Origin of the sequence: Sphingomonas lenta (genome assembly GCF_002288825.1) — a bacterium.
GTDB classification, from domain to species: Bacteria; Pseudomonadota; Alphaproteobacteria; order Sphingomonadales; family Sphingomonadaceae; genus Sphingomonas; species Sphingomonas lenta.
This window is the reverse complement of record NZ_NSLI01000004.1, coordinates 520,481-545,285: the sequence shown is the minus strand read 5'-3', so window position 1 is coordinate 545,285 and position 24,805 is coordinate 520,481. Positions and strand designations below refer to the sequence as shown.

The following is a 24,805-nucleotide window of genomic DNA, read 5'->3' as shown; positions in this document are numbered from 1 at the left end:
CCCCGGACTTGTTCCGGGGTCCATCGTGGTGCGGACATTCCAGCCGGAGCGCGCGTACGACGATGGATGCCGAAACGAGTCCGGCATGACGGGTTGGGGGTGGTCCACACGGCCGGTTTCTGCTATCGCGCGCCTACCTCAAGGCAAGGGAGTGTGTTCCGATGACCGCATCGCCGCATCCGCTCTCCCGCTTCAAAGGCGGCATCCGCCGCTGACGCCGGGACGGCCCTAGAGCCGCTACCCGCACAAACACGAGACTTGAGGGACGCACGCCGGAACCGCGTGCGTGGATAGCATCATGACCGACACCGCGCCTCGCCGGGCGTCCACTTTGCGGACCGTGCTCGGCTTCACCTGGGCCCATTGGATGCGCCGGCCCGCGCTCACGGCGGGCGTGGCGGCGGCGATGTGCCTCGCGACGCTGACCGAGATCTTCGTGCCGGTGCAGGCCGGGCGGATGATCGACGCCGTGGCAGCGGGCCAAGCGGGCCGCGGCGAGGCGCTCGGGGCGTTCGGGATCATGGTCGCGCTGGGGCTCGCCATGGCGGCGCTCCGGCACGCGGCCTGGTGGCTGATCATCCCGCTGACGCTCCGGAACATGCGCGACGCCGCGGGCGAGGCGTTCCGGCGCGTGCAGCGGCTGTCGACCGACTGGCACGCCGACAGCTTCTCCGGCTCGACCGTGCGCAAGATCACGCGCGGCATGTGGGCGCTCGATACGATCAACGACACGCTGCTCTTGGCGCTGCTGCCGTCGCTCGTCGTGCTAGGCGGGACGATGGTGCTGCTTGCGGCGCGCTGGCCGGTGCTGGGCCTCGTCATGGGGCTGGGCGCGGTCGCGTACGTCGCGATGACGGTGACGCTCGCCACGCGCGTGCTGAGCCCCGTGGCGCGGCTGTCGAACCAGTGGGACACGAAGCTCGGCGGCGTGCTGGCCGACTCGGTCGGCTCGAACGCGGTCGTGAAGGCGTTCGGGGCGGAGGAGCGCGAAGAGGCGCACCTCGCCCGCGTGCTGGGCAAATGGTCGCGGCGGACCCGGCGCACCTGGATCTACTTCACCTGGACGGGCACCGGGCAGCTCCTGCTCCTGTGGCTGATCCGCGCGAGCGTGACGGGCGCGTCGCTGTGGCTGTGGTGGCGCGGCGGTGCTGGCGCGGGCGACGTAGCGTATGTGCTAACCAGCTACCTCGTCGTCCACGGCTACCTCCGCGACATCGGCCAGCACGTCCACAATCTCCAGCGCTCGGTCAACGAAATGGAGGAGCTGGTGGCACTCGGCGCCCAGCCGCTCGGCGTTGCCGACAAGCCCGATGCCAAGCCGATCCGCATCGACGCCGGCACGATCCGCTTCGAGAACGTCACCTTCCGCTACGGCGCGCACGCGACGCCGCTGTACGAGGAGTTGAACGTGACGATCCCGGGCGGGCAGCGCGTGGGGTTGGTCGGGCGCTCGGGGTCGGGCAAGACGACGTTCGTCAAGCTCGTCCAGCGCCTCTACGACGTTCGGCAAGGCCGCGTGCTCATCGACGGGCAGGACGTGGCGCACGCGGCGCAGGCGTCGCTGCGGCGGCAGATCGCGATCGTGCCGCAGGAGCCGATCCTGTTCCACCGCTCGCTCGCCGAGAATATCGGCTACGCCCGGCCCGACGCGACGCTCAGCGAGATCGAGGCCGCGGCCCGGCTCGCCAACGCGCACGACTTCATCGCCAAGCTACCGCGCGGCTATGCCACGCCGGTCGGCGAACGCGGCGTGAAGCTGTCGGGCGGCGAGCGCCAGCGCGTCGCTTTGGCGAGGGCGTTCCTGGCGGACGCGCCCGTCCTGGTGCTCGACGAGGCGACGTCGAGCCTCGACTCGGAGTCGGAGGTGCTGATCCAGCAGGCGATGGAACGGCTGATGGTCGGCCGCACCGCGATCATCATCGCGCACCGCCTATCGACGGTGCGCGCGCTCGACCGCATCCTGGTGTTCGACGGCGGGCGGATCGTCGAGGACGGCGACCACGCGACGCTGCTGGAGCGGCCGGACGGGCAGTATCGGCGGCTGTTCGACCACCAGTCGGGCGGGATCGAGCGGGACGCGGTCGACGCGATGCTAGGCTGAGGGGGTGTGTGCGGAGTTGGGGGCTGGAGCGGGTAACGGGAATCGAACCCGTGTATTCAGCTTGGAAGGCTGCTGCACTACCATTGTGCTATACCCGCCCGGCTCAGGGCTGCGAACTACTCGATGCAGCCTAGCGGTGCAAGCGGCTCCGGATGCCCCACCCCGGCGTAGGCCGGGGTCCAGCTAGGGCCACGTCGCGGGCGGGGGCGATCACGCCCGCGAATCATCGTGATTAGGCCCCGGCCTTCGCCGGGGTAGTGCCCTGGTGGGCGCGGTCGCTCCTACTCCTTGCCGCTTCCAGGTTCGGCCATGTTCCGGTGCTGCCCCGCGAGCAGCGCGTTCGGCAGCACGTTCGCCATCACTGTCTGCAGCTTGTTGTGCCAGCCGGACACGATCTGCTTCTTGCCCGCCATCATCGCGTCCCAGCCGTCCTGCGCGACCTTGGCGGGATCGTCCTTCTTGGACGTGCCGACGTTGGTGTCCTCCATGTCGGCGCGGTCGAAGAACTCGGTCTCGGTGGCGCCGGGCATGAGGTTGGTGATCGTCACCCCGTCCGAGTCCTTCAGCTCGTCCTGGATCGCGGCGACGAAACTGTCGATGAACGCCTTGGTGCCGTTGTAGACCGCCTGGAACGAGCCCGGCAGATAGCCGGCGATCGAGCCCGTCACGAGCACCCTGCCCTCGTTACGCGCCACCATCTCCTTGAGCGCGCGCTGAAGCAGGTACACGGTGCCGGTCACGTTGGTGTCGACCACGTGCCGCCAGCGCGTGGGGTCCTGGTCGAGGAACCCGCCGCCGAGCCCGTGGCCGGCGTTGGCGCAGAGCACGTCGATTGGGCGCCCGCCCGCCGCCTGCAACAGCCGGTCGACGCCGTCGAACGTCGACAGGTCCGCCTCCACCGAGCGCACGTCGGTGCCGAACTGCTTGAAGTCGGCGGCGGCCGCGTCGATCAGCGGCTCGTCGGCGACGACCAGGATGTCGTGCCCTTCGCGCGCCGCGATGGTGGCGAGCTCGAAGCCGATGCCCGTCGAGGCGCCGGTGATGATCGCGAACTTGTCGGCCATGTGTCGTCTCCTACGCCGCTACCGCTTCCTTACCGACGCCCATACCGGGCTTGAGCACGACCTTGGTCCACTCGTTTTGCCGGTCGTGGAACATCTTGTAGCCCTTGGGTGCCTCCTCGAGGTCGAGGCGGTGCGAGATGAGGAAGGTCGTGTCGACCTTGTCCTCCACGATCGCGTTCAGGAGCGCGTGGGTGTAGCGCTGGACGTGCGTCTGGCCCGTCTTAAGCGTCAGCCCCTTCTCCATCAGCGCGCCCAGCGGGAACTTGTCGACGAAGCCGCCATAGACCGCCGGCATCGACACGCGCCCGCCCTTGCGGCACGCGATGATCGCCTGGCGGATCGCGTGGATGCGGTCGGTGCCGAGGAAGGTCGACACCTTGATCTGGTCGATGATGTTGTCGACGAAGCCCCCATGCGCCTCCAGCCCGACGCAGTCGATGCAGGCGTCAGGGCCGATGCCGCCCGTCATCTCCATCAGCGCGTCGTAGGTCGACGTCTCCTCGAAATTGATCGTCTCCGCGCCGAAGCGGGCGGCGAGCTCGAGGCGGCGGGGGAAATGGTCGATCGCGATCACGCGCTCGGCGCCCATCAGGAACGCCGACTGCACCGCGAACAGCCCCACGGGTCCGCAGCCCCAAACCGCGACGATGTCGCCCGGCTCGATCTCGGCGTTCTCCGCCGCCATCCAGCCGGTGGGCAGGATGTCGGTGAGGAACAGCACCTTGTCGTCCTCGATGCCGTCGGGGATGACGAGCGGGCCGACGTCGCTGAACGGCACACGCACATATTCCGCCTGGCCGCCGGCATAGCCGCCCGTCAGGTGGCTGTAGCCGAACAGCCCCGCCATCTCGTGGCCATAGCCCTGGCGACCGAGGTCCTGGTTGTCGGCGGGTAGCCCGTTCGGGCAAGCGGAGAACTGGCTCTTGTTGCAATGGTAGCAGGAGCCGCAGGAGATCGTGAACGGCACGATCACGCGCTGACCCTTCTTCAGCGTCGACTTAGGCCCCACCTCGACCACCTCGCCCATGAACTCATGGCCCAGGATGTCGCCCGCCTGCATGGACGGGATGAAATGGTCGTAGAGGTGGAGGTCCGACCCGCAGATCGCCGTCGAGGTGATCTTGATGATCGCGTCGCGCGGGTTGACGATGCCGGGATCGTCCACCGTCTCCATGCGGACGTCGTGCTTGCCGTGCCAGGTGAGCGCGCGCATCAGCCGTTTTTCCCTTCGTCATGTTGCTGGCGGTTCATGGCCGAGGTGGCGATCTCGCCCGTCTCCATGAGCTGCTTGAAGCGGTTGAGGTCGCGCCGCGACTGGAGCGCCGGCTCACGCTGGAAGACCTTGGCGACCAGCTTGCCGATGAAGCCGGCGGGCGGGTCGTAGAGGATGGTGGCGCTGACCACCGTGCCGCGCTTGCCCGCATCGCGGAACTCGACGCGGCCGCTGTTCGGCACGTCCGCGCCCGGCTCGCTGGTCCAGGCGACAAAGCGCTCCGGCTCCTCGTCGGTGACGACCGCGTCCCACTCGACGGTGGCGCCGCCCGGCGCCTTCACCACCCAATGGCTGCGCTTCTGGTCGTGGACGTCGATCCGCTCGACATTCTCCATGAAGGTCGGAAGGTTCGCGAAGTTGCGGAAATAGCCGTACACTTCCGCCACGGGCTTGTTGATTGTGACCGCCTGGGCGGTGACTTGCGAGCCCTTCGCCTTAGTGACCTGCGCGGCGGTCTCGCCCGCGGCGTCGCGCTTGGAGGTGGCGGCCGGGGCGGAGTCGGCCGGATGGGTGAGATCGCTCATGGGGTGCGGGCTCCCTGGTGATGAGCCCAGGTAACCCATGTGGCGAGTCGGGCGTTCCCGTCGTTACACGAGCGCAATCAAATCAGTCGTCCCAATCGGGTTGGGCGTACTCGTCGGACTCTGCCACGGCGGCCCGCGCCGGCAGCGTCGGCTCGCCGCCGCCGAAGCGGACGCGGATCACCGCTTTGTGGCGGTCCGCCTCCTGGAACACGGCGCGGTACGCGTCGCCCGCGTTCAGGCGCTTGCCGATCAGGCCGCAGCGCTCGGCGGAGAGGTAGCCCATCTGCACGCCGCGCTCGGAATACACCGCGACCGCGCGCGGGTCGGCGGGGTTCTTGGGCTCGGGGCGCAGCTCGACCGGGTCGCCGGGGCGGCACAGCGCGACCTCGAAGCGGCGGTTGGAGCGGCTCTTGTCGGCGTTGGGGAAGTCCAGGCCGACAACGGCGAGGGAGAGTTCCTGCATGGGCGGTATATAGGAATGGAAAGCGCCCTCTGCAGCGCCGCGGCGAAGCCGCGTCGTCGGTCCTCGCTGTGGCGAGGCCGGCCGTAGCTCGCTGCTGTCGCGGTGCAGCTCCGCTGCGCCTGCGGCAGCGAGCTGGTGGAAGGGGCTGGATTCGAACCAGCGTACACTTGCGTGGGCAGATTTACAGTCTGCTGCCTTTAACCACTCGGCCACCCTTCCGTGGAGCCCGGACGCGAAACGTCCGAAAGCCGAAGCGAGGCGGCCCAATGCCGAACGCTCCGGCGCATGTCAACGGACTGAAATGCCGCAGCGGAGCGGACCGAAACGGTTGCGCAGGCCCCCTCGCCCGCCTAGCGGACGCCCGATGACGGCTTATCATGGCTAAGCGCGGCCGCTCCCCCCGCGAAGGATCCCGCGACCGGCCCCGCTTCTGGGGTCGGCATGCGGTGTCCGCCGCGCTCGCCAACCCCCACCGGAACGTGCGCAAGCTCTGGGCGACGCGCGAGGCCGCGGCGGCGCTCGACGTGCCGGACAACGTGCCGGTCACCTTCGCCGACGTGGCGGACCTCGGCCGCATGGTCCCGTCCGACGCGCCGCACCAGGGCGTCGTGGCCGAGGTCGATCCGCTCGAGGACATCTGGCTAGGCGACCTGCTGGCGGAAGCGGGCGAGGACGACCGCCGGCCGCTCGTGGTCCTCGACCAGGTCACCGACCCGCACAATGTCGGCGCGATCCTGCGCTCCGCCGCGGCGTTCGACGCGCTGGGCATCGTCACGCAGGACCGCCACGCCCCGCCCGAGTCCGGCACGGTCGCCCGCTCCGCGTCGGGCGCGCTGGAGACGGTGCCCTGGGTCCGCGTCGTCAACCTCGCCCGCGCGCTGGACGAGATCGCGGAAGCGGGCTTCTGGCGCATCGGCCTCACCGGCCACGCGGAGCGCACGCTAGCCGAGACGATGGGAACGGGCCGCGTCTGCCTCGTGCTCGGCGCGGAAGGCGAGGGCATGCGCCAGAACACCGAAGCGCATTGCGACGAACTCGCGCGCCTGCCGATCTCGGACCGGGTGGAGAGCCTCAATGTGAGTAACGCCGCCGCCATCGCCCTCTACGCGGCGGCGGTGCGGGGCTAGCGGAGCAGCGTCGCCGCCGGGACCAGCCGCATGTCGTGCATCATCGACAGGTACGCCTCGAAATAGCCGCGGTGCGACGCACCCACGATCGCCAGGACCCGACCGCCGGGCCGGGTGGCCGCGGCCTCGCGGACGTTCGCCGCCATGCGCAGGTTGCGCACCTCCCATGCCGCCACATAGCCGCGGCCGAAGCCCTGGGGCGACGGCTCGGCCAGCGCCGCACCGAAGTCGCTCGCGAACACCCGCTGGGGATAGCCGGGTGCGTTGTACGCGCGGTACAACCGGAGCACGCCCTCGCCGCTGCCCAGTCCCGCCCCCAACGCCTCGTCCTCCGCCCGGCGGCTCGCGGTCGCCGGATTGTCCCACGCCGCCTCGATGGCGCGGCCGGACACGGCCTGATCGGCCACCGGCGCGTCCGAGCTGTGATCATCGGCCGGGAAGACCCGCTCAAGCCCCAGCCGCGCGGCGAGCACGGCGGCGATCAGATCGTCCTCGTTGCGCCGCGCGCGCTGCCTCTCCAGCAGCGTGGCCAGCGCCGCGTCGAGCCCGTCGCCCGCGCGCCGCTCCGCTGGGGGCAGCCGGAGCCACTGCACCAGCGCCGACGCCCGATTGCCCGCCGCCAGGAACACCGCCGCCAGCCGCCGCCGCTGCGCCGCCGAGGGCCGGGCGGGCCACTCGGCGAGCAGCCGCTCCGCTTCCGCGGTCGCCGCGGGCACGTCCAGCCCCGTCGCGCGGGCGGCGGGCGACGGGTCCCAGCAATATGCCTCGACCGAATCCTTGTAGCGCGCAGGGTAACGCCGGAGCGCGTCGCACTGCTCTCCTGATATCGCTTCGATCGTGATGACCGTCGGTTGCCACGCCGCCAGCCGGTCGAGCAGCGGTTCCAGGGCGGCGGGGGTGAATGTCTCGGGCAATCCCGACAGGTGTGGCGTGCCGAGCACCATGACTTCAGTCGGCTGGCCGGCGACGCGCTTGTGGAGTCGAGGATCGAAGGTCTGGGCTTGGACCGCGCCCGCCACCGCCAACGCCGATAGTGCGCTCACGAACCTCATCGCGACCTCCCCCGACTGCGAGGGTCGGGTTAGCGACGAGTGTGTCACTCCGTCAACACGCCTGCGCCTCGCCACCAAGCGAGCGGTTCGGCCTCAGTCCTCCGCCGCGATCCTGACCCGCATCCCGTCGAGCGCCGGCCCGAACTGGATCTGGCACGACAGCCTGGACGTCTCGTCGCGGTCGCTGGTCGAGTCGAGCAGATCATTCTCGTCCTCGCTCATCGGCTTCAAGAGCCCCACGAACGCCGGGTCCACATGCACGTGGCACGTCGCGCAGGAGCAGTTGCCGCCGCACAGCGCCAGCACCTCGTCGATCCCGCCCTCGCGGATCACCTCCATGACGGACAGCCCGATCTCGCCCTCCAGGACGCGTTCTTGGCCGTCGCGGGTCTCGACGATAAGCTTGGGCATGGATCACTCCCTGAATAAGTCGCCGCGCCATGCCGCCGGCGCGCGCGCGGATCAAGCATGGGCCTGAGCGCGGAGGCGTTGCGCGAGCACCTCGACGCGCTCGCCGTGCGCGAGCCCGCCTTCGCCCGCGCTCTGACGCGCGTCGGCTACCCCGCGCCGCGCATCCGCGACCGCGGCTACGCCACGCTTCTGCGCACCATCGTCGGCCAGCAGGTCTCCGTGCGTTCGGCGGACGCGGTGTGGCGCAAGCTGGGGGAGACGGTCGGCGACCCGACCGACCCGCAAGTCATCGCCGCCGCGAGCGACGAGGCGATGCGCGCCGCCGGCTTCTCGCGCCAGAAGATCGGCTACGCCCGCAGCCTGGCCGACGAGGTGACGAGCGGCCGCCTCGACCTCGAGAACCTGCCCGCCGACGACGAGGAGGCGATCGCCAAGCTGACGCGCGTCAAGGGCATCGGCCGCTGGTCGGCGGAGATCTACCTGCTCTTCGCGGAAGGCCGGCCCGACATCTGGCCTGCGGGCGACCTGGCCGTCCAGATCGAGGTCGGCCGCATCCTCGGCCACGACGCACGCCCGAACGAGAAGCTGACGCGCGAGCTGGCGGAGCCGTGGCGACCGTACCGGGGCGCGGCGGCGATCTTCACCTGGCACCATTACGGCGCAGGGCCTGACGCCGCGCCGGTGTGAAATCCGGGCGAGTCCCTAGCTCCTCCCCGGAACGGGGAGGGGGACCGCGCCCACAGGGCGTGGTGGAGGGGTGCTCGCGACGCGCACCGCCCTTCGCGGCCGCCCCTCCACCATGCTGCGCATGGTCCCCCTCCCCGTTCCGGGGAGGAACAAAACCGCTGTCCTATAGCCCTCAACCCGTGCCATGCTCCTCGGCGACTCGGCCCCGACCGGGCCGCCGCTCTTTCGAATCGTCAGCCCCAAGCCCGTCGTCGCAGCGCAAGCTGAATGAACGGAGGAGCCCGGCACTCGCTTCGTCGCGTTTTCACGCCGACATACGCTTACCTTCGTTACCTTCAGCGCCCCTATCGCGCCGGTCGCCACGTCTGCGTACGACAGATGAACGCGATGCAGCCCTGCACCTTCAGCGTGCCGTCCGGGTTGCGGCTCAGGATCGACTTGTAGCTCTTGCCCGAGCGCGGGTCGTAGATGCGGCCGCGCCAGTCCTTGCCCTGGTCGGTGAAGCCCGTCAGCACCGCCAGCCCGAGCACCGGCCGCCTCCGCAACGCCGGGTCCGGGTTATTACGGTCGGTCGGGTTCGGCGTGTCCGGCCGGCGCAGGAACGTCGTGATCCGCCCGCACGTTTGGTCTCCGCCCCCACTACCACAGGGGCCGATCGTCACGATCGAGTCGCCCTCCTGCGTCACCCAGCGGCCCGCGATCGGCGGGGCCGCCTGGGCGGCGCTTGCGAGGAACAGCATTCCGGGAAGAAGGGGGAAGCGCATGCAGGTCCGTCCATTCGAGATACGGCCGAGCCTTGCCGTATCGCGCCCGATCCGCCAAGCGGGTCCGCGATGAGCTCCCAGCCCCTCGCGCCGTCGCTCCCGGAGGTCCATGGCACGGTGGAGGTGCACACCACCGGCTCCCGGTGGCGGCGCGTCGGCGCGTTCTTCGGGCCCGGCTATCTGGTCGCGGTCGGTTACATGGACCCGGGCAACTGGGCCACCGACATCGCGGGCGGCTCGGCGTTCGGCTACGCGCTGCTCTCCGTCATCCTGCTCTCCAACCTCATGGCGATGCTGCTCCAGGCGCTGTCCGCCCGGCTCGGCATCGCGGCGGGGATGGACCTGGCGCAGGCATGCCGCGCCAACTACTCCAAGCCCGTCGCCCTCGCGCTCTGGGTGCTCTGCGAGATCGCGATCATCGCCTGCGACCTGGCGGAGGTGCTGGGCACCGCGATCGCGCTCAAGCTCCTGTTCGGCATCCCGCTCACCGCCGGCGTGGTGATCACCGCGCTCGACGTGTTCCTGATCCTCGCGCTCCAGCGCTACGGGTTTAGGAAGCTGGAGGCCTTCATCATCGCGCTTCTCGCGATCATCGCGGGCTGCTTCGCCTTCGAGCTGATCCTGTCGCAGCCCTATATGCCCGACGTGCTGCGCGGGTTGGTGCCGACGCCGGAGATCGTCACCGATCCCACCAAGCTCTACATCGCCATCGGCATCCTGGGCGCCACTGTGATGCCGCACAACCTCTACCTCCACTCCTCCATCGTCCAGACCCGCGCCTTCGAGCGCGACGACGCGGGCAAGGCGAACGCGATCCGCTGGGCGACGGTGGACTCGACGGTCGCGCTCGGCCTCGCCTTCTTCATCAACGCGGCGATCCTGATCCTGGCGGCGTCGACTTTCCACGTCGCCGGACGGACGGACGTGGCGGAGATCGACGAAGCCTATCGCCTGCTCGCGCCCATGCTCGGCACGGGGCTGGCGAGCATCCTGTTCGGCGTGGCGCTGCTCGCGTCGGGCCAGAATTCGACGGTGACGGGCACGCTCGCCGGCCAGATCGTGATGGAGGGCTTCCTACGTTTGAAGCTGCCCTTCTGGCTCCGCCGCATCATCACCCGCGGCCTCGCCATCATCCCCGCCGTGATCGTCGTGGCCGCCGCGGGCGACAGCGGCGCGACGCAGCTCCTGATCCTGTCCCAGGTGATCCTCTCGCTCCAGCTCCCCTTCGCGATCGTGCCGCTGGTGCGGTTCACGAGCGACCGGAAGCTGATGGGCCGCTTCGCCAGCCCCGCCTGGCTGAAATCGGTCGCCTGGGTCGTCGCGGCGGTGATCATCGCGCTGAACGTGACGCTCCTGGCGGGGATGGTCCTCTGAGCCGCCCCGCACTTGCCGGGCGGGGCCAAGTCTGTTCTAACCTGTGTCGTGAGCAGCGCCGTCGAGAGCGTGCCGGGAGAGGAACCCGCCCCATTCGGTAGCGGTTGTTACCGGGTGATCTTCCCTCCCAAGCCCGGCCGTCCGGCCGCGCCCCATCATCCGGATTTACCGTGAACGCCCTCGCCCCCGCGCCCGTCGCGCCCCAGACGCACGCGCCCGCCGATCCGCTGGCGGAGCAGATCCTCGACACGCTCGTCCATCGCATCGGCAAGGACGCCCAAGCCGCGCGTCCGCACGATTGGCTCGCGGCCACCATCCTGACCGTGCGCAACGACATCATCGAGCGCTGGATGGCGTCCACCAAGGCCGCGCACGCGGCCGGGGCCAAGCGCGTCTATTATCTGTCGCTCGAGTTCCTGATCGGCCGCCTGCTCCGCGACGCGATCGCCAATCTCGGCCGCACCGACGAGATCACGCGCGCGCTCGCCAGCCTCGGCGTCGACTTGGCCGAGATCGAGGAGATCGAGCCCGACGCAGCACTCGGCAATGGCGGCTTAGGGAGGCTCGCCGCCTGCTTCATGGAGTCGATGGCGACCCTCGAGTTGCCCGCCTACGGCTACGGCATCCGCTACGTGAACGGCATGTTCCGCCAGCGCATCGACGACGGCTGGCAGGTCGAGCTGCCCGAAACTTGGCTCGCCCACGGCAATCCGTGGGAGTTCGAGCGCCGCGAGAGCGCCTATCTAGTCGGCTTCGGCGGCGAGGTGGAGACGACCGACGCCGGCCGCGCGCATTGGAAGCCCGCCGAGGCCGTGCAGGCCATCGCCGTCGACACGCCCGCCGTCGGTTGGCGGGGCAAGCGGGTCAACACGCTCCGCCTCTGGACCGCGCGCGCGCTCGACCCGATCCGCCTCGATGCGTTCAACGCCGGCGATCACGAGCGCGCGCTCCAGGGCCAGGTCCGCGCCGAGACGCTGGTGCGCGTCCTCTACCCCGCCGACTCCACCCCCGCGGGCCAGGAGCTGCGGCTTCGGCAGGAGTATTTCTTCTCCTCCGCCTCCATCCAGGACATCGTCCGCCGCCACGTTCAGTATTTCGGCGACGTCCGCACGCTGCCCGACAAGGCCGCGATCCAGCTCAACGACACGCACCCCGCCGTCTCCGTCGCCGAGCTGATGCGCCTCCTCATCGACCATCATGAGCTCGACTTCGACGAGGCGTGGGAGATCACCAAGGGCACGTTCGGCTACACCAACCACACGCTCCTCCCCGAGGCGCTGGAGAGCTGGCCGCTGCCCCTGTTCGAGCGCATGCTGCCCCGCCACATGCAGCTGATCTACGCGATCAACGCCCGCGTGCTGCGCGAAGCGCGCCGTAGCGGCGCCGACGACCGCGCGGTATCGACGATCAGCCTTATCGACGAGGGCGGCGAGCGCCGCGTTCGCATGGCGAACCTCGCTTTCGCCGGCTCGCACTCGGTCAACGGCGTCGCCGCGCTCCACACCGACCTGATGAAGCAGACGGTCTTCGCCGATCTGCACCGCCTCTATCCGGAGCGGATCAACAACAAGACGAACGGCATTACGCCGCGCCGCTGGCTGCAGCAGTGCAATCCCGGCTTGTGCGGCATCCTGTCCGACGTGATCGGCCCCGGCTTCCTCGACGACGCGGAGAAGCTGTCGGAGCTGAACGCCCATGCCGGCGACGCCGCGCTCCAGGAGCATGTCGCGGGCGTGAAGCGCGCCAACAAGGAGGCGCTGTCCAGCTTCCTGCGTGACCGCATGAAGCTCCGCCTCGACCCGGACGCGCTGTTCGACGTCCAGATCAAGCGCATCCACGAGTATAAGCGCCAGCTCCTCAACCTCGTCGAGACGGTCGCGCTCTACGACCAGATCCGCTCGCATCCCGAGCGCGACTGGAGCCCACGCGTGAAGATCTTCGCCGGCAAGGCGGCGTCGAGCTATCACAACGCCAAGCTGATCATCAAACTCGCGAACGACATCGCGCGGCGCGTCAACACCGACCCGGCGGTGGGCGAGCTGCTGAAGGTGGTGTTCATCCCCAACTACAATGTCAGCCTCGCCGAGAAGATCATCCCCGCCGCCGACCTGTCGGAGCAGATCTCGACCGCCGGCATGGAGGCGTCGGGCACGGGCAACATGAAGTTCGCGCTCAACGGCGCGCTGACGATCGGCACGCTCGACGGCGCCAATATCGAGATCAAGGACCGCGTCGGCGACGAGAACATCGTCATCTTCGGCCTCACCGCCGAGGAAGTCGCGGCCAAGCGCGCCAACGGCTACGTGCCGCGCGCGATGATCGAGGGATCGCGCGAGCTGGCCCAGGCGGTCAAGGCGATCGCGACGGGCGTCTTCTCGCCCGACGATCCCCACCGCTACCGCGACCTGATGAACGGCCTCTACGATCATGACTGGTTCATGGTCGCCGCCGACTTCGACGCCTATCATTCGGCGCAGCGCGAGGTGGACCGGCGCTGGGGCGACCAGCCCGGCTGGCGGGCGAGCGCGATCCGCAACATCGCCAATGTCGGCTGGTTCTCGTCCGACCGCACCATTGCCGAATACGCCCGCGACATCTGGGGCGTCATGTGAGGCCGCCGGGATCGGCGATCGACGCGCTTCTCGAGGGCCGCCACGCCGATCCATTCTCCTTGCTCGGGCTGCACCGCGGCCCCGCCGGCACCTTCGCCCGCGCGCTCGTACCCGGCGCGGAGGAGGTGGAGGCGTTCACGCTCGGCGGCGCGAGCCTGGGCGAGCTGGAACGGATCGACGAGCGGGGCCTGTTCGAGGGCGTGGTCGAGGGCGACCCGCAACCGGTCAAGTACCGCGCCCGCGGCCATGGCGCGGAGTGGTGGGCCACCGACCCCTACAGCTTCGGCCCCGTGCTCGGCCCTGTCGACGACCTGCTCATGGGCGAAGGCACGCACTTCCGCCTCCACGACAAGCTCGGCGCGCACCTGATCGAGCATGAGGGCGCCGAAGGCGTCCACTTCGCCGTCTGGGCGCCCAACGCGCAGCGCGTCGCGGTGGTCGGCGACTGGAACGACTGGGACGGCCGCCGCCACGCCATGCGCCACCGCCAAGACGTGGGCGTGTGGGAGATCTTCGTCCCCGACATCCGTTCGGGCCGGCACTACAAGTTCGAGATCGTCGGCGGCGACGGCCAGCTCCAGCCGCTCAAAGCCGACCCCTACGCCTTCGCCGCCGAGCTCCGCCCCGCCACCGCCTCGATCGTCACCGGCCCGCCGCACCACGAGTTCCAGGACGCGGCGCACCGGGAGGCGTGGAGCAAGGTCGACCCCCGCCGCGTCCCCGTCAGCATCTACGAGGTCCATCCGGGTTCCTGGGACCGCGACGAGAATGGCTGGTTCCTGCCCTGGGACCATCTCGCCGACCGCCTCATCCCCTACGCCGTCGAGATGGGCTTCACGCACATCGAGTTCCTGCCCGTCTCCGAGCACCCCTATGATCCGAGCTGGGGCTATCAGACGACCGGCCTCTACGCGCCGTCCGCCCGCTTCGGCGATCACGAAGGCTTCGCCCGCTTCGTTGACGGCGCGCATCGCGCAGGGGTCGGCGTCATCCTCGACTGGGTTCCCGCCCACTTTCCCACCGACGCGTTCGGGCTCGCGCGCTTCGACGGCACCGCGCTCTACGAGCATGAGGACCCGCGGCTCGGCTTCCACCCCGACTGGAACACCGCGATCTACAATTTCGGGCGGCGCGAGGTCGCGTCGTTCCTCGTCAACAACGCGCTGTTCTGGGCCGAGCGCTACCATGTCGACGGGCTTCGCGTGGATGCGGTCGCCTCCATGCTCTACCGCGACTATTCCCGCCGCGCGGGCGAGTGGATCCCGAACCAGGAGGGCGGCCGCGAGAATTGGGAGGCGGTGCGCTTCCTCCAGCAGGTCAACCGCGAGGTCTATGGCCGCCACCCCGGCGTGTTCACGGTCGCCGAGGAGTCGACCGCCTGGCCCGGCGTCACCGCGCCCACGCACGAGGGCGGCTTGGGGTTCGGCTTCAAGTGGAACATGGGCTGGATGCACGACACGCTCCAGTATTTCAGCAAGGAGCCCGTCCACCGCCGTTACCACCACAACGAGCTCACCTTCGGCCTGACCTACGCCTGGTCGGAAAACTACGTCCTGCCGCTGAGCCACGACGAGGTCGTCCACGGTAAGGGCTCGCTGCTCAACAAGATGGCGGGCGACGATTGGCAGAAGTTCGCCAACCTCCGCGCGCTCTACGCGATGATGTGGGGCTATCCGGGCAAGAAGCTCCTTTTCATGGGCCAGGAGTTCGCCCAGCGCCGCGAATGGTCGGAGGCCCGCGCGCTCGACTGGGAGCTGCGGGCCAGCGCCGCGCACGAGGGCGTGCGCAAGCTGGTGCGCGATCTCAACCGCGCCTATCGCGACCGCCCCGCCCTCCACGCGCGCGACTGCGAGCCGGAAGGGTTCGAGTGGCTGGTCGTCGACGACGCCGCGAACAGCGTCTTCGCGTGGCTACGGAAGGCGCCCGACAGCCCGCCCGTCGCGGTGATCGCCAACCTTACCCCCGTCGCCCGCGCGCCCTATCGCGTGCCGCTGCCCCATTCGGGCCGCTGGCGCGAGATCGTGAACTCGGACGCGCACGATTACTGGGGCTCGGGCTGCGGCAACATGGGCGGCGTCGAGGCCAAGGACGGCGCGGCCTGGGTCACGCTGCCGCCGCTCGCGACGATCATGTTGGAATATGAAGGATAAGAACGGGAGAGAACCGATGACCGACCGGCACCGCCAACCTCTGGCCCGCGACGCGATGGCGTACGTCCTCGCCGGCGGTCGCGGGTCGCGCCTCCACGAGATGACGGACGTCCGCGCCAAGCCCGCCGTCTATTTCGGCGGCAAGTCGCGCATCATCGACTTCGCGCTGTCGAACGCCATCAACTCCGGCATCCGCCGCGTCGCGGTCGCGACCCAGTACAAGGCGCACTCGCTGATCCGCCACCTCCAGCGCGGCTGGACCTTCCTCCGCCCCGAGCGGAACGAGAGCTTCGACATCCTCCCCGCCTCGCAGCGCATCTCCGAGTTCCAGTGGTACGAGGGCACGGCCGACGCCGTGTTCCAGAACATCGACATCATCGAGAGCTACGGTCCGCCCGAGTACATCGTCATCCTCGCGGGCGACCACATCTACAAGATGGACTATGAGATCATGCTCCAGCAGCATGTCGACAGCGGCGCCGACGTCACCGTCGCGTGCATGGAGGTGCCGCGCCGCGAGGCGACCGGCTTCGGCGTGATGGCGGTGGACGAGACCGACCGCGTCACTGCCTTCGTCGAGAAGCCCAAGGACCCGCCCGGCATTCCCGGCAATCCCGACTATGCGCTGGCCAGCTTAGGCATCTACGCCTTCAACACGCGTTTCCTGATCGAGCAGCTCCGCCGCGACGCCGACGACCCCAATTCCAGCCGCGACTTCGGCAAGGACCTGATCCCGTACCTCGTCAAGCACGGCCACGCCCAGGCGCACCGTTTCTCCACGAGCTGCGTTCGATCCAGCCTGGAGCAGCAGAGCTACTGGCGCGACGTGGGCACGGTGGACGCCTATTGGGAGGCGAACATCGACCTGACCGACGTTGTCCCCGAGCTCGACCTGTACGACCATGGCTGGCCCATCTGGACCTATTCGGAGCTGACCCCGCCCGCCAAGTTCGTCCACGACGTCGACGGAAGGCGCGGCGTCGCGGTCGCGAGCCTGGTCTCGGGCGACTGCATCGTCTCAGGGTCGAGCATCCACCGCTCGCTGCTCTTCACCGGCGTCCGCGCGCACAGCTACTCGATGCTCGACGAGGCGGTGATCCTGCCCGGCTGCCACATCGGCCGGGGCAGCCGCATGCGCAAGGTCGTGGTCGACCGCGGCGTGGTGATCCCCGACGGGCTGGTGGTGGGCGACGACCCCGAGCTCGACGGACGTAGGTTCCGGCGGACGGACAAGGGGATTTGCCTGATCACGCAGCCGATGATCGATCGGTTGGCGGGGTGACGGAAAACGCCACCTCGGTCCTCCCCCGCAACGCAGTTGCGGGGGAGGGGGACCGCTCGCGTAGCGAGTGGTGGAGGGGGTGCAGGGCGATGCCGCATCCCGTAGCTCCCCCTCCACCATGCTTCGCATGGTCCCCCTCCCCCGCCCATGGCGAGGGAGGACTTTAGGCCATGCTCTCCGTCCTCTCCGTCGCCTCCGAAGCCTACCCCCTCGTCAAAACCGGCGGCCTCGCCGACGTCGTCGGCGCGCTCCCCGCAGCGCTCGCCCCGCACGGCGTGCAGGTCACCACCCTCCTCCCCGGCTACCCCGCCGTCACCGCCGCGGCGAAGCGCGCCAAGGCCGTCCACCAATGGCCCGACCTGCTCGGCCATCCCGCCCGTCTGCTCGCAAGCAAGCTCGGCGATCACCCCCTCCTGATCCTCGACGCGCCTGAGCTCTTCGCCCGCCCCGGCGGTCCATACGCCGACGCGACGGGCCGCGACTGGGACGACAACTGGCGCCGCTTCGCCGCCCTCGCCCGCGCCGCCGCCGACCTCGCGAGCGGCGCGGTGCCGGGGCACACCTACGCCGTCCTCCACGCGCACGACTGGCAGGCGGGGCTCGCGCCCGCCTATCTCCGCTTCGCCCCCGGCCCGGGCCGCGCGGCCAAGGCCGTCGCCACCGTCCACAACATCGCGTTCCAGGGCCGCTACGACGCCGAGATCTTCCCGCATCTCGGGTTGCCCGAGAGCGCCTGGTCGGTCGACGGCATCGAATATTACGGCGGCGTCGGTTATCTCAAGGCGGGGCTGGAGGCGGCGGACGCCGTCACCACCGTCTCCCCGACCTACGCCGACGAGATCCGCGAGCCGCGCTTCGGCATGGGCCTTGAAGGCCTGATCGCCGCCAAGGGCGAACGCGTCCACGGCATCGTCAACGGCATCGACCCCGCCATCTGGAGCCCGGAGATCGACGCCGCCCTCCCCGCCCGCTACTCGGCCCGGACGCTGCCCAAGCGCGCCGCCAACAAGCGCGCCGTCGAACAGCGGTTCGAGCTCGACCCCGGTCCTGGCCCGATCTTCTGCGTGGTGAGCCGCCTCACCTGGCAGAAAGGCATGGACGTGCTCGCGAGCGCCGTCGATGCGCTGGTGGGCATGAGCGGCCGGCTCGCGCTGCTCGGCAGCGGCGATCAGGCGCTCGAAGCCGCGTTCCGGGAGGCCGCCCAGCGCTTCCCCGGCCGCGTCGGCGTGCGGGTCGGTTACGACGAGGCGCTCTCCCACCTGCTCCAGGGCGGCGCGGACGCGATCCTGATCCCCTCGCGCTTCGAGCCGTGCGGGCTCACCCAGCTCTACGGCCTGGCGTACGGGTGCGTGCCCATCGTCGCGCGCACGGGCGGGCTCGCCGACACGGTGATCGACGCCAACGAAGCCGCGATCGCCGCGGGCGTCGCGACGGGCATCCAGTTTCCCGAGGTGACGCTCCCGCACCTCACCCGCGCCATCACCCGCGCGGTCGACCTCTACGACCGGCGCACGCCCTGGACGCAGATGCAGAAGAACGGCATGCGCCAGGACTTCTCTTGGGGAGCGAGCGGCCGCCGCTACGCCCAGCTCTTCGCCAGCCTCGTGGAAGGACTTGAATGATCCGGACGGTCTCGACGCAAGCCTATCCCGACCAGAAGCCCGGCACGTCGGGCCTACGCAAGAAGGTCCGCGTCTTTCAGCAGCCCCACTACGCCGAGAACTTCATCCAGTCCGTCTTCGACGCGATCGAAGGCAAGACGGGCGCGACCTTGGTGATCGGCGGCGACGGCCGGTTCCTCAACCGCGAGGTGATCCAGGTCGCGATCCGCATGGCGGCGGCGAACGGCTTCGGTCGCGTCGTGGTCGGCCGCGGCGGCATCCTTTCCACGCCCGCCGCCAGCAACATGATCCGCATCCGTGAGGCGCTGGGCGGCCTCGTGCTGTCCGCCAGCCACAATCCCGGCGGCCCCGACGAGGATTTCGGGATCAAGTACAACATCGCGAACGGCGGCCCCGCGCCCGAGAAGGTGACGGAAGCCATCTACGCCCGCACGCGCGACATCGCCGAGTACCGCACCGTCGACGCGCCCGACATCGACCTCGACGCGCCCGGTGAGGTGCAGGTCGCCGGCATGGCCGTCGAGGTAGTTGATCCGGTCGCCGACTATGCCGACCTGATGGAGCGCCTGTTCGACTTCGCGGCGATCGCCCAAGCGGTGGATGGCGGCTTCCGCATGGCGTTCGACGCGATGAGCGCGGTCACCGGCCCCTACGCGCACGAAATCCTCGAACGCCGCCTCGGCTTCCCGGCGGGCACGGTGCGGAACGGCACGCCGCTGCCCGATTTCGGCGGCCACCATCCCGACCCCAACCTCGTCCACGCAGCGGAGCTGTACGAGCTGATGATGGGGCCGGACGCCCCCGATTTCGGCGCGGCATCCGACGGCGACGGCGACCGCAACCTCGTCATCGGGCGCGGGCGGTTCGTCACACCGTCCGACAGCCTGGCGATGCTCGCCGCCAACGCGCATCTCGCGCCGGGCTACGCCTCGGGGTTGAAGGGCATCGCCCGCTCCATGCCGACCTCCGCCGCCGCCGACCGCGTCGCGGCCGAGTTGGGCATCCCCGCCTATGAGACGCCGACGGGATGGAAGTTCTTCGGCAACCTGCTCGACGCCGGGATGGCGACCATCTGCGGCGAGGAGTCGGCGGGCACCGGCTCCGACCATGTCCGCGAGAAGGACGGGCTGTGGGCGGTGCTGCTCTGGCTCAACATCCTGGCCGCGACCGGCAAGAGCGTCGACCAGATCGCGCGCGAGCACTGGGCTAGGTTCGGCCGCAACTACTACGCCCGCCACGATTATGAGGGCGTCGAGACGGAGAGGGCCGACGCGCTCATGGCCGCCTTACGCGCGAGCCTGCCGTCGCTCCCCGGCCGCAGCTTCGGCCCGCTCACCGTCGAGGCGGCGGACGAGTTCGCGTACGAGGACCCGACCGACGGCTCCGTCAGCCGCAACCAGGGGTCACGCGTGCTCTTCCGGGGCGGCAGCCGCGTCGTGTTCCGCCTGTCGGGCACGGGCACGAGCGGCGCGACGCTGCGCGTGTACCTGGAACGCTACGAGCCCGCGGGCGGCGACCTCGACCGCGACACCCCCGACATGCTCCGCGACATCACTGCCGCGGCCGAGGAGATCGCCGGGATCGAGCGGCACACCGGGCGGACGGCGCCGGACGTCGTGACGTGACCGACCTAAAGTCCTCCCCCGCTTACAGCGGGGGAGGGGGACCGCGCCCGCAGGGCGTGGTGGAGGGGGAGCAACGGGATACCGCATCCCGTAGCTCCCCCTTCACCAGCTACGCTGGTCCCCCTCCCCCGCCATGGGCGGGGGAGGATTTAGGCGCCCATCACCACCCCACCGGCACCCGTTTCGCCGTCCGCTCCCCGCACGCCACCGCCGTCCACCTCTGCCTCTTCACCGGCGACGCCGAACAGCGCCTCCCCATGTCCCGCACCGGCGACGTCTGGTCCTTCCACGTCCCCCACGTCCGCCCCGGCCAGCGCTACGCCTACCGCGCCGAAGGCCCCTACGCTCCCGCGCACGACCGCTGGTTCGACCCCGCCAAGCTCCTCGTCGACCCGTACGCCCAGGAACTCGACCGCCGCTTCACCTACGACCCCCGCCTCGCCACCCACGGCGCGGACACCGCCGACCTTGTGCCCCGCGCGATCGTGCCCGAGCCGTTCGATGCGCATTGCGAGCAGCCCCTCTTCCGCCCCGGCCGCCTCGTCTACGAACTCAACGTCCGCGGCTTCACCATGCGCCACCCGGACGTACCGCCCGAACAGCGCGGCACGCTCGCCGCGCTCGCCCATCCCGCCGTCGTCGCGCACCTCCGAAAGCTCCGCGTCGGCGCGGTCGAGCTCATGCCGATCACCGCCGCGATCGACGAGCGCCACCTGCCCCCGCTCGGGCTCGTGAACGCCTGGGGCTACAATCCCGTCGCGCCCATGGCGCTCGACCCGCGGCTCGTCCCCGGCGGCGTCGCCGAGCTGCGCGCCATCGTCGCCGCGCTACGGGAGGCGGGAATCGGCGTGATCCTCGACCTCGTCTTCAACCACACGGGCGAGAGCGACGCGCACGGCCCCACCCTCTCCTTGCGCGGCCTCGATCCCGACGCCTACGCCCGCGGCCCGCACGGCGAGCTGATCAACGACACGGGCACCGGCAACACGCTCAACTTCGCCGACCCGCACGTCCGCGCGCTGACGCTAGCCACCCTGCGTCACTTCGCGCGGTGCGGCGTCGACGGTTTCCGCTTCGACCTCGCCGCCGTGCTTGGCCGAGGCCCCGGTTTCGACCCGGCAGCACCCATCTTCGCCGAGATCGCCGCCGACCCGCTGCTGAGCACCCGCGTGCTCATCGCCGAGCCCTGGGACCCCGGCCCCGGCGGTTACCAGCTCGGCCGCTTCCCGGACGCCTGGCTCGAGTGGAACGACCGCTACCGCGACGACGTGCGCCGCTTCTGGCGCGGCGACGGATCGGCCGGCGTGCTCGCCACACGCCTGTGCGGCTCGGCGGACGTGTTCGCAGCCGGGCGCTCCGTCAACTTCGCCGCCGCGCATGACGGCTTCACGCTCCGCGACGTCGCGACCTACGCGCACCGCGAGAACTGGGCCAACGGCGAAGGCAACCGCGACGGCCACGCCGACGAGGTGAGCTGGACCGACCCCGACCCGAACGCCGCCGCCCGCGCGATGCTCGGCACGCTGTTCGCCAGCCTCGGCACCCCCATGCTCACCGCCGGCGACGAGTTCGGCCGCACGCAAGGCGGCAACAACAACGCCTATTGCCAGGACGAGCTCTCCTGGCTCGACTGGGAAGGCCGCGACCGCGCGCTGGAGGACTATATCGCAGCACTCGCCGCCGCCCGCGCCGGCTCGCGCCTGGAGGACGTGACGCTGCTCGACGAGGCGGACTGGCGCGCGCTCGACGGCGAGCCGATGACGCCCGAGCGCTGGCGCCAAGCCGACGGCTTCGAGCTCCGCCTGCCCGGCGTCACCGTCCGGGTGGACCGGGCCACGCGGGCGGTTACGATCACGCGGACATGATCTCTACCCCCCTCTGGCGGCACCTCTATTTCCAGGTGCTCGCCGCCATCGTGCTCGGCGCATTGCTCGGCCATTTCGCGCCGGAGACCGGCCGCGCGCTGAAACCGCTCGGCGACGGCTTCATCAAGCTCGTGAAGACCGTGATCGCGCCCGTCATCTTCCTGACGCTGGCGGTGGGCATCGCCGGTCTGGGCGAGCTCCGCGCCGTCGGCCGCGTCGCAGGTAAGGCGCTGGCCTACTTCCTCGTCGTTTCGAGCTTCGCGCTCGTCGTCGGCCTCGTCATCGCCAACCTGCTCCGCCCCGGCGCGGGCATGAACGTCGATCCCGCGACGCTCGATGCGGGCGCGGTCGCCGATTACGCCGGCAAGGCCGCGGACACGAGCGTCACCGGCTTCCTACTCGGGATCATCCCCGACACGCTCGTCTCCGCGCTGACGTCGGGCTCCATCCTCCAGACGCTGTTCGTGGGCGTGCTGTTCGGCGTAGCGCTCTCGCTCGTCGGCGAGCCCGCGCGCCCGCTCCTCGCGACGCTGGAGCGGCTGTCGGCCGTCGTGTTCCGCATCGTGCACATGCTCATGCGCCTCGCCCCCATCGGCGCGTTCGGCGCGATCGCCTTCACCGTCGGCCAGTACGGCGCGGGGTCGCTCGTCCGCCTGGGCGGGCTCGTCGCCACCTTCTACGGCACGTCGCTCCTCTTCGTCCTCGTCGTGCTGGGCGGCATCGCGCGGGCGCACGGCTTCTCGATCCTCCGGCTGATCGCGTACCTCAAGGCCGAGCTGCTGCTCGTGCTCGGCACCTCCTCGTCCGAGTCCGCGCTCCCTGCGCTCATGGAGCGGCTGGAGGAGGCGGGCTGCGACCGCGCGGTGGTCGGGCTCGTCGTGCCCACCGGCTACTCGTTCAACCTCGACGGCACCAACATCTACATGACGCTGGCCGCGCTGTTCATCGCCCAAGCCGTCGGCGTCGAGCTCAGCCTGGGCGACCAGCTCCTCCTGCTCGGCGTCGCGATGATCAGCTCCAAGGGCGCGGCCGGCGTCACGGGCGCAGGGTTCATCACCTTGGCGGCGACGCTCTCGATCGTACCCGGCGTGCCCGTCGCGGGCATGGCGCTGATCCTCGGCATCGACCGCTTCATGAGCGAGTGCCGCAGCCTCACCAACTTCATCGGCAACGCTGTCGCCGCGATCGTCGTCGCCCGCTGGGAAGGCAAGCTCGACCGCGAGCGGCTGGCGGAAGTGCTGGCCCGCTAGCCGCCCCTTTACGCGCCCGCCGAACCGCGCGTAACTTCCGTTATGGCGACCGCCCAGCCGATCACCCGCGACCTGACGCCCCGCGATTGGCTGGAAGCGGGCCAGGCGCTGCTCAAGCGCGGCGGTTTGAAGGCGCTCAAGCTCCGCCCCCTGGCCGACGAGCTCCGCGTCTCCACGGGCAGCTTCTATCACCACTTCCCCGACTTCGACGCGTACCAGGGCCGGCTCGCGGGCTATTTCGCCGACCAGCAGATCACCGACCTACTCGCCGCCGTGTCGCGCGCCGAGCGCGATCCGGTGGGCCGCATCCGTCTCCTTTCCGCGCTGGTGGTCCGCAACGACCTCGCGCGCCTCAGCCTCGCCATGCGCGCCTGGGGCGAAAGCGACGCCCGCGCCAAGGCCGCCGTCGACCGCCACGACGAGGTCGTGCTCGGCTTCCTCGCGGACTGCCTGCGCCAAGCGGGCTTCCCGGAACGCGAGGCGGGCTTGCGCGCCTACGCCTTGGTCGCCGTCGGCCTCAGCCGCATCCACGCGCCGAGCTTACGCGAGGGCTTCGTCGACGGCATGCTCGACCTGCTCTGCCGGCCATGAGGGCGCTGCGGGTCTCCGCGCTCTCGGACGACCTGTCGGGCGTGTCGCTCGACGAGGTTCCCGAGCCGCAACGCCGCCCCGGTCAGCTCCTCGTCCGCGTGCGCGCGGCGTCGCTCAACTACCCCGACCTGCTGATGACGCGCGGCGCGTACCAGCTGAAGCCCGACCTCCCCTTCACCCTCGGCATGGAGATGGCGGGCGAGGTGGTCGAAGCGGATGCGGACGGCGCGTTCCGCCCGGGCGACCGCGTCGCGGCCGGCACGCGGCTCGGCGCCTTCGCCGACCTCGTCGCGGTCGACGCCGCCGCCGCGCGCCCGATCCCGCCCGGCACCGACGACGCCACCGCCGCCGCGCTCGGCGCAGCCTACCTCACCGCCTATGTCGCGCTCGTGCGCCTCGGGCGGTTGCAGGCGGACGAGTGGGTGCTCGTCCACGGCGCGACCGGCGGCGTCGGGCTCGCGGCGGTGGACCTGGCGCAAGCGCTCGGCGGCCGCGTCATCGCCACCTCGCGCTCGCCCGCCAAGCTCGAGGTGATCGCGTCCGAACACCAGCCCCACGCCACCATGCCCGCCGCCGGCTTCCGCGACGCGGTCAAGAAGCTGACGGGCGGCGGCGCGGACCTGGTGTTCGATCCCGTCGGCGGCGACGTGTTCGACGAATCCACCCGCTGCATCGATTTCGGCGGCCGGCTGCTCGTCGTCGGCTTCACGAGCGGCCGCATCGCGACCGTGCCGACCAACGTCCCGCTCATCAAAGGCTTCTCGGTCATCGGCGTCCGCGCGGGCGAGTACGGCCGCCGCTTCCCCGAGCGCGGGGCCGAGAACCTGGACGCGATATGTTCGCTCGCGGCTGAGGGCCGCATCCGACCGCGCGTCCACGCCGCCTACGAACTCGCCGACTGGCGCGCCGCCTTCGACGCGATGGCGCGGAGCGAGCACGTCGGCAAACTCGTCCTTACGCCATAAGCA

General features: G+C 70.2%; 19 protein-coding genes, 2 tRNA genes and 1 pseudogene. 13 read left to right on the top strand and 9 right to left on the bottom strand.

Annotation, left to right across the window (positions count from 1 at the left end; translation table 11 throughout):
• Window positions 1-298 precede the first annotated feature (298 nt).
• Window positions 299-2,101, top strand: a complete 1,803-nt coding sequence (locus tag CKY28_RS14785; protein ID WP_095999108.1) for an ABC transporter ATP-binding protein — start codon at window positions 299-301, stop codon at window positions 2,099-2,101.
• A 24-nt stretch (window positions 2,102-2,125) separates the two neighbouring features.
• Here CKY28_RS14785 and CKY28_RS14780 read toward each other — a convergent pair.
• From CKY28_RS14780 to CKY28_RS14755, 6 genes are all read right to left on the bottom strand, one after another.
• A tRNA-Gly gene (locus CKY28_RS14780) sits at window positions 2,126-2,199 on the bottom strand.
• A 183-nt stretch (window positions 2,200-2,382) separates the two neighbouring features.
• Complete coding sequence (locus CKY28_RS14775; protein ID WP_095999107.1) at window positions 2,383-3,165, bottom strand: SDR family NAD(P)-dependent oxidoreductase; 783 nt, start codon at window positions 3,163-3,165, stop codon at window positions 2,383-2,385.
• A gap of 10 nt (window positions 3,166-3,175) precedes the next feature.
• A complete protein-coding gene (locus CKY28_RS14770; RefSeq protein ID WP_095999106.1) occupies window positions 3,176-4,378 on the bottom strand; it encodes a zinc-dependent alcohol dehydrogenase in 1,203 nt (400 codons plus the stop codon).
• Window positions 4,378-4,962 (bottom strand): SRPBCC family protein, encoded by a 585-nt coding sequence (locus tag CKY28_RS14765; protein WP_095999105.1) that lies wholly within the window; start codon window positions 4,960-4,962, stop codon window positions 4,378-4,380. The genes CKY28_RS14770 and CKY28_RS14765 overlap by 1 nt, the downstream gene beginning before the upstream one ends.
• A gap of 82 nt (window positions 4,963-5,044) precedes the next feature.
• Window positions 5,045-5,425 (bottom strand): HIRAN domain-containing protein, encoded by a 381-nt coding sequence (locus CKY28_RS14760; RefSeq protein WP_095999104.1) that lies wholly within the window; start codon window positions 5,423-5,425, stop codon window positions 5,045-5,047.
• A 133-nt stretch (window positions 5,426-5,558) separates the two neighbouring features.
• A tRNA-Tyr gene (locus CKY28_RS14755) sits at window positions 5,559-5,644 on the bottom strand.
• 158 nt (window positions 5,645-5,802) lie between these two features.
• Between CKY28_RS14755 and rlmB the strand changes: the two genes are divergently transcribed.
• On the top strand, window positions 5,803-6,552 hold the full coding sequence (gene rlmB / locus CKY28_RS14750) for a 23S rRNA (guanosine(2251)-2'-O)-methyltransferase RlmB (protein WP_095999103.1): 750 nt from the start codon (window positions 5,803-5,805) through the stop codon (window positions 6,550-6,552).
• Here the strand turns inward: rlmB and CKY28_RS14745 are convergent.
• Window positions 6,549-7,604 carry a DUF5694 domain-containing protein gene (locus CKY28_RS14745; protein ID WP_095999102.1) on the bottom strand — a complete coding sequence of 352 codons (1,056 nt, stop codon included), beginning with the start codon at window positions 7,602-7,604 and terminating at the stop codon, window positions 6,549-6,551. The two genes, rlmB and CKY28_RS14745, sit on opposite strands and share 4 nt — an antisense overlap.
• 93 nt (window positions 7,605-7,697) lie before the next feature.
• Complete coding sequence (locus tag CKY28_RS14740; RefSeq protein WP_095999101.1) at window positions 7,698-8,015, bottom strand: 2Fe-2S iron-sulfur cluster-binding protein; 318 nt, start codon at window positions 8,013-8,015, stop codon at window positions 7,698-7,700.
• Window positions 8,016-8,072: 57 nt separating this feature from the next.
• Here CKY28_RS14740 and CKY28_RS14735 point away from each other — a divergent pair, with 57 nt between their 5' ends.
• On the top strand, window positions 8,073-8,702 hold the full coding sequence (locus tag CKY28_RS14735) for a DNA-3-methyladenine glycosylase family protein (protein WP_095999100.1): 630 nt from the start codon (window positions 8,073-8,075) through the stop codon (window positions 8,700-8,702).
• 344 nt (window positions 8,703-9,046) lie between these two features.
• Here the strand turns inward: CKY28_RS14735 and CKY28_RS14730 are convergent, their stop codons facing one another.
• Window positions 9,047-9,442, bottom strand: a complete 396-nt coding sequence (locus tag CKY28_RS14730) for a DUF2147 domain-containing protein (RefSeq protein ID WP_245841858.1) — start codon at window positions 9,440-9,442, stop codon at window positions 9,047-9,049.
• Between the two features lie 93 nt (window positions 9,443-9,535).
• Here CKY28_RS14730 and CKY28_RS14725 point away from each other — a divergent pair, with 93 nt between their 5' ends.
• From CKY28_RS14725 to CKY28_RS14680, 10 genes and pseudogenes are all read left to right on the top strand, one after another.
• Window positions 9,536-10,840 (top strand): Nramp family divalent metal transporter, encoded by a 1,305-nt coding sequence (locus CKY28_RS14725; RefSeq protein WP_095999098.1) that lies wholly within the window; start codon window positions 9,536-9,538, stop codon window positions 10,838-10,840.
• 227 nt (window positions 10,841-11,067) lie between these two features.
• Window positions 11,068-13,452 (top strand): glycogen/starch/alpha-glucan phosphorylase, encoded by a 2,385-nt coding sequence (locus CKY28_RS14720; RefSeq protein ID WP_245841869.1) that lies wholly within the window; start codon window positions 11,068-11,070, stop codon window positions 13,450-13,452.
• On the top strand, window positions 13,449-15,602 hold the full coding sequence (glgB, locus tag CKY28_RS14715) for a 1,4-alpha-glucan branching protein GlgB (protein WP_095999096.1): 2,154 nt from the start codon (window positions 13,449-13,451) through the stop codon (window positions 15,600-15,602). The genes CKY28_RS14720 and glgB overlap by 4 nt, the downstream gene beginning before the upstream one ends.
• Before the next feature lie 16 nt (window positions 15,603-15,618).
• Window positions 15,619-16,884, top strand: coding sequence for a glucose-1-phosphate adenylyltransferase (glgC, locus tag CKY28_RS14710; RefSeq protein WP_095999095.1), 1,266 nt, complete (start codon window positions 15,619-15,621; stop codon window positions 16,882-16,884).
• A gap of 170 nt (window positions 16,885-17,054) precedes the next feature.
• Window positions 17,055-18,506, top strand: a complete 1,452-nt coding sequence (gene glgA / locus CKY28_RS14705; RefSeq protein ID WP_095999094.1) for a glycogen synthase GlgA — start codon at window positions 17,055-17,057, stop codon at window positions 18,504-18,506.
• Window positions 18,503-20,131, top strand: a complete 1,629-nt coding sequence (locus CKY28_RS14700; RefSeq protein ID WP_095999093.1) for an alpha-D-glucose phosphate-specific phosphoglucomutase — start codon at window positions 18,503-18,505, stop codon at window positions 20,129-20,131. The genes glgA and CKY28_RS14700 overlap by 4 nt, the downstream gene beginning before the upstream one ends.
• Window positions 20,132-20,280: 149 nt before the next feature.
• Window positions 20,281-21,996: pseudogene (locus CKY28_RS14695) on the top strand (glycogen debranching protein); the annotation flags it as partial.
• Window positions 21,993-23,246, top strand: coding sequence for a dicarboxylate/amino acid:cation symporter (locus tag CKY28_RS14690; protein WP_095999092.1), 1,254 nt, complete (start codon window positions 21,993-21,995; stop codon window positions 23,244-23,246). The pseudogene CKY28_RS14695 and the gene CKY28_RS14690, both read left to right, overlap by 4 nt.
• A 42-nt stretch (window positions 23,247-23,288) precedes the next feature.
• The gene (locus tag CKY28_RS14685) at window positions 23,289-23,837 is read left to right on the top strand and encodes a TetR/AcrR family transcriptional regulator (RefSeq protein WP_095999091.1); all 549 of its coding nucleotides are present in this window, start codon (window positions 23,289-23,291) and stop codon (window positions 23,835-23,837) included.
• Window positions 23,834-24,802, top strand: coding sequence for an NADPH:quinone oxidoreductase family protein (locus CKY28_RS14680; RefSeq protein ID WP_095999090.1), 969 nt, complete (start codon window positions 23,834-23,836; stop codon window positions 24,800-24,802). The genes CKY28_RS14685 and CKY28_RS14680 overlap by 4 nt, the downstream gene beginning before the upstream one ends.
• Window positions 24,803-24,805 lie beyond the last annotated feature (3 nt).

Coding starts and splice junctions, on each gene's coding strand:
- CKY28_RS14735 (WP_095999100.1), top strand. CDS start 8,073: ATGGGCCTGAGCGCGGAGGCGTTGCGCGAGCACCTCGACGCGCTCGCC.
- CKY28_RS14770 (WP_095999106.1), bottom strand. CDS start 4,378: ATGCGCGCGCTCACCTGGCACGGCAAGCACGACGTCCGCATGGAGACG.
- CKY28_RS14700 (WP_095999093.1), top strand. CDS start 18,503: ATGATCCGGACGGTCTCGACGCAAGCCTATCCCGACCAGAAGCCCGGC.
- CKY28_RS14765 (WP_095999105.1), bottom strand. CDS start 4,962: ATGAGCGATCTCACCCATCCGGCCGACTCCGCCCCGGCCGCCACCTCC.
- CKY28_RS14775 (WP_095999107.1), bottom strand. CDS start 3,165: ATGGCCGACAAGTTCGCGATCATCACCGGCGCCTCGACGGGCATCGGC.
- CKY28_RS14685 (WP_095999091.1), top strand. CDS start 23,289: ATGGCGACCGCCCAGCCGATCACCCGCGACCTGACGCCCCGCGATTGG.
- CKY28_RS14760 (WP_095999104.1), bottom strand. CDS start 5,425: ATGCAGGAACTCTCCCTCGCCGTTGTCGGCCTGGACTTCCCCAACGCC.
- CKY28_RS14690 (WP_095999092.1), top strand. CDS start 21,993: ATGATCTCTACCCCCCTCTGGCGGCACCTCTATTTCCAGGTGCTCGCC.
- glgC (WP_095999095.1), top strand. CDS start 15,619: ATGACCGACCGGCACCGCCAACCTCTGGCCCGCGACGCGATGGCGTAC.
- CKY28_RS14785 (WP_095999108.1), top strand. CDS start 299: ATGACCGACACCGCGCCTCGCCGGGCGTCCACTTTGCGGACCGTGCTC.
- CKY28_RS14725 (WP_095999098.1), top strand. CDS start 9,536: ATGAGCTCCCAGCCCCTCGCGCCGTCGCTCCCGGAGGTCCATGGCACG.
- glgA (WP_095999094.1), top strand. CDS start 17,055: ATGCTCTCCGTCCTCTCCGTCGCCTCCGAAGCCTACCCCCTCGTCAAA.
- CKY28_RS14745 (WP_095999102.1), bottom strand. CDS start 7,604: ATGAGGTTCGTGAGCGCACTATCGGCGTTGGCGGTGGCGGGCGCGGTC.
- rlmB (WP_095999103.1), top strand. CDS start 5,803: ATGGCTAAGCGCGGCCGCTCCCCCCGCGAAGGATCCCGCGACCGGCCC.
- CKY28_RS14680 (WP_095999090.1), top strand. CDS start 23,834: ATGAGGGCGCTGCGGGTCTCCGCGCTCTCGGACGACCTGTCGGGCGTG.
- CKY28_RS14740 (WP_095999101.1), bottom strand. CDS start 8,015: ATGCCCAAGCTTATCGTCGAGACCCGCGACGGCCAAGAACGCGTCCTG.
- CKY28_RS14730 (WP_245841858.1), bottom strand. CDS start 9,442: ATGCTGTTCCTCGCAAGCGCCGCCCAGGCGGCCCCGCCGATCGCGGGC.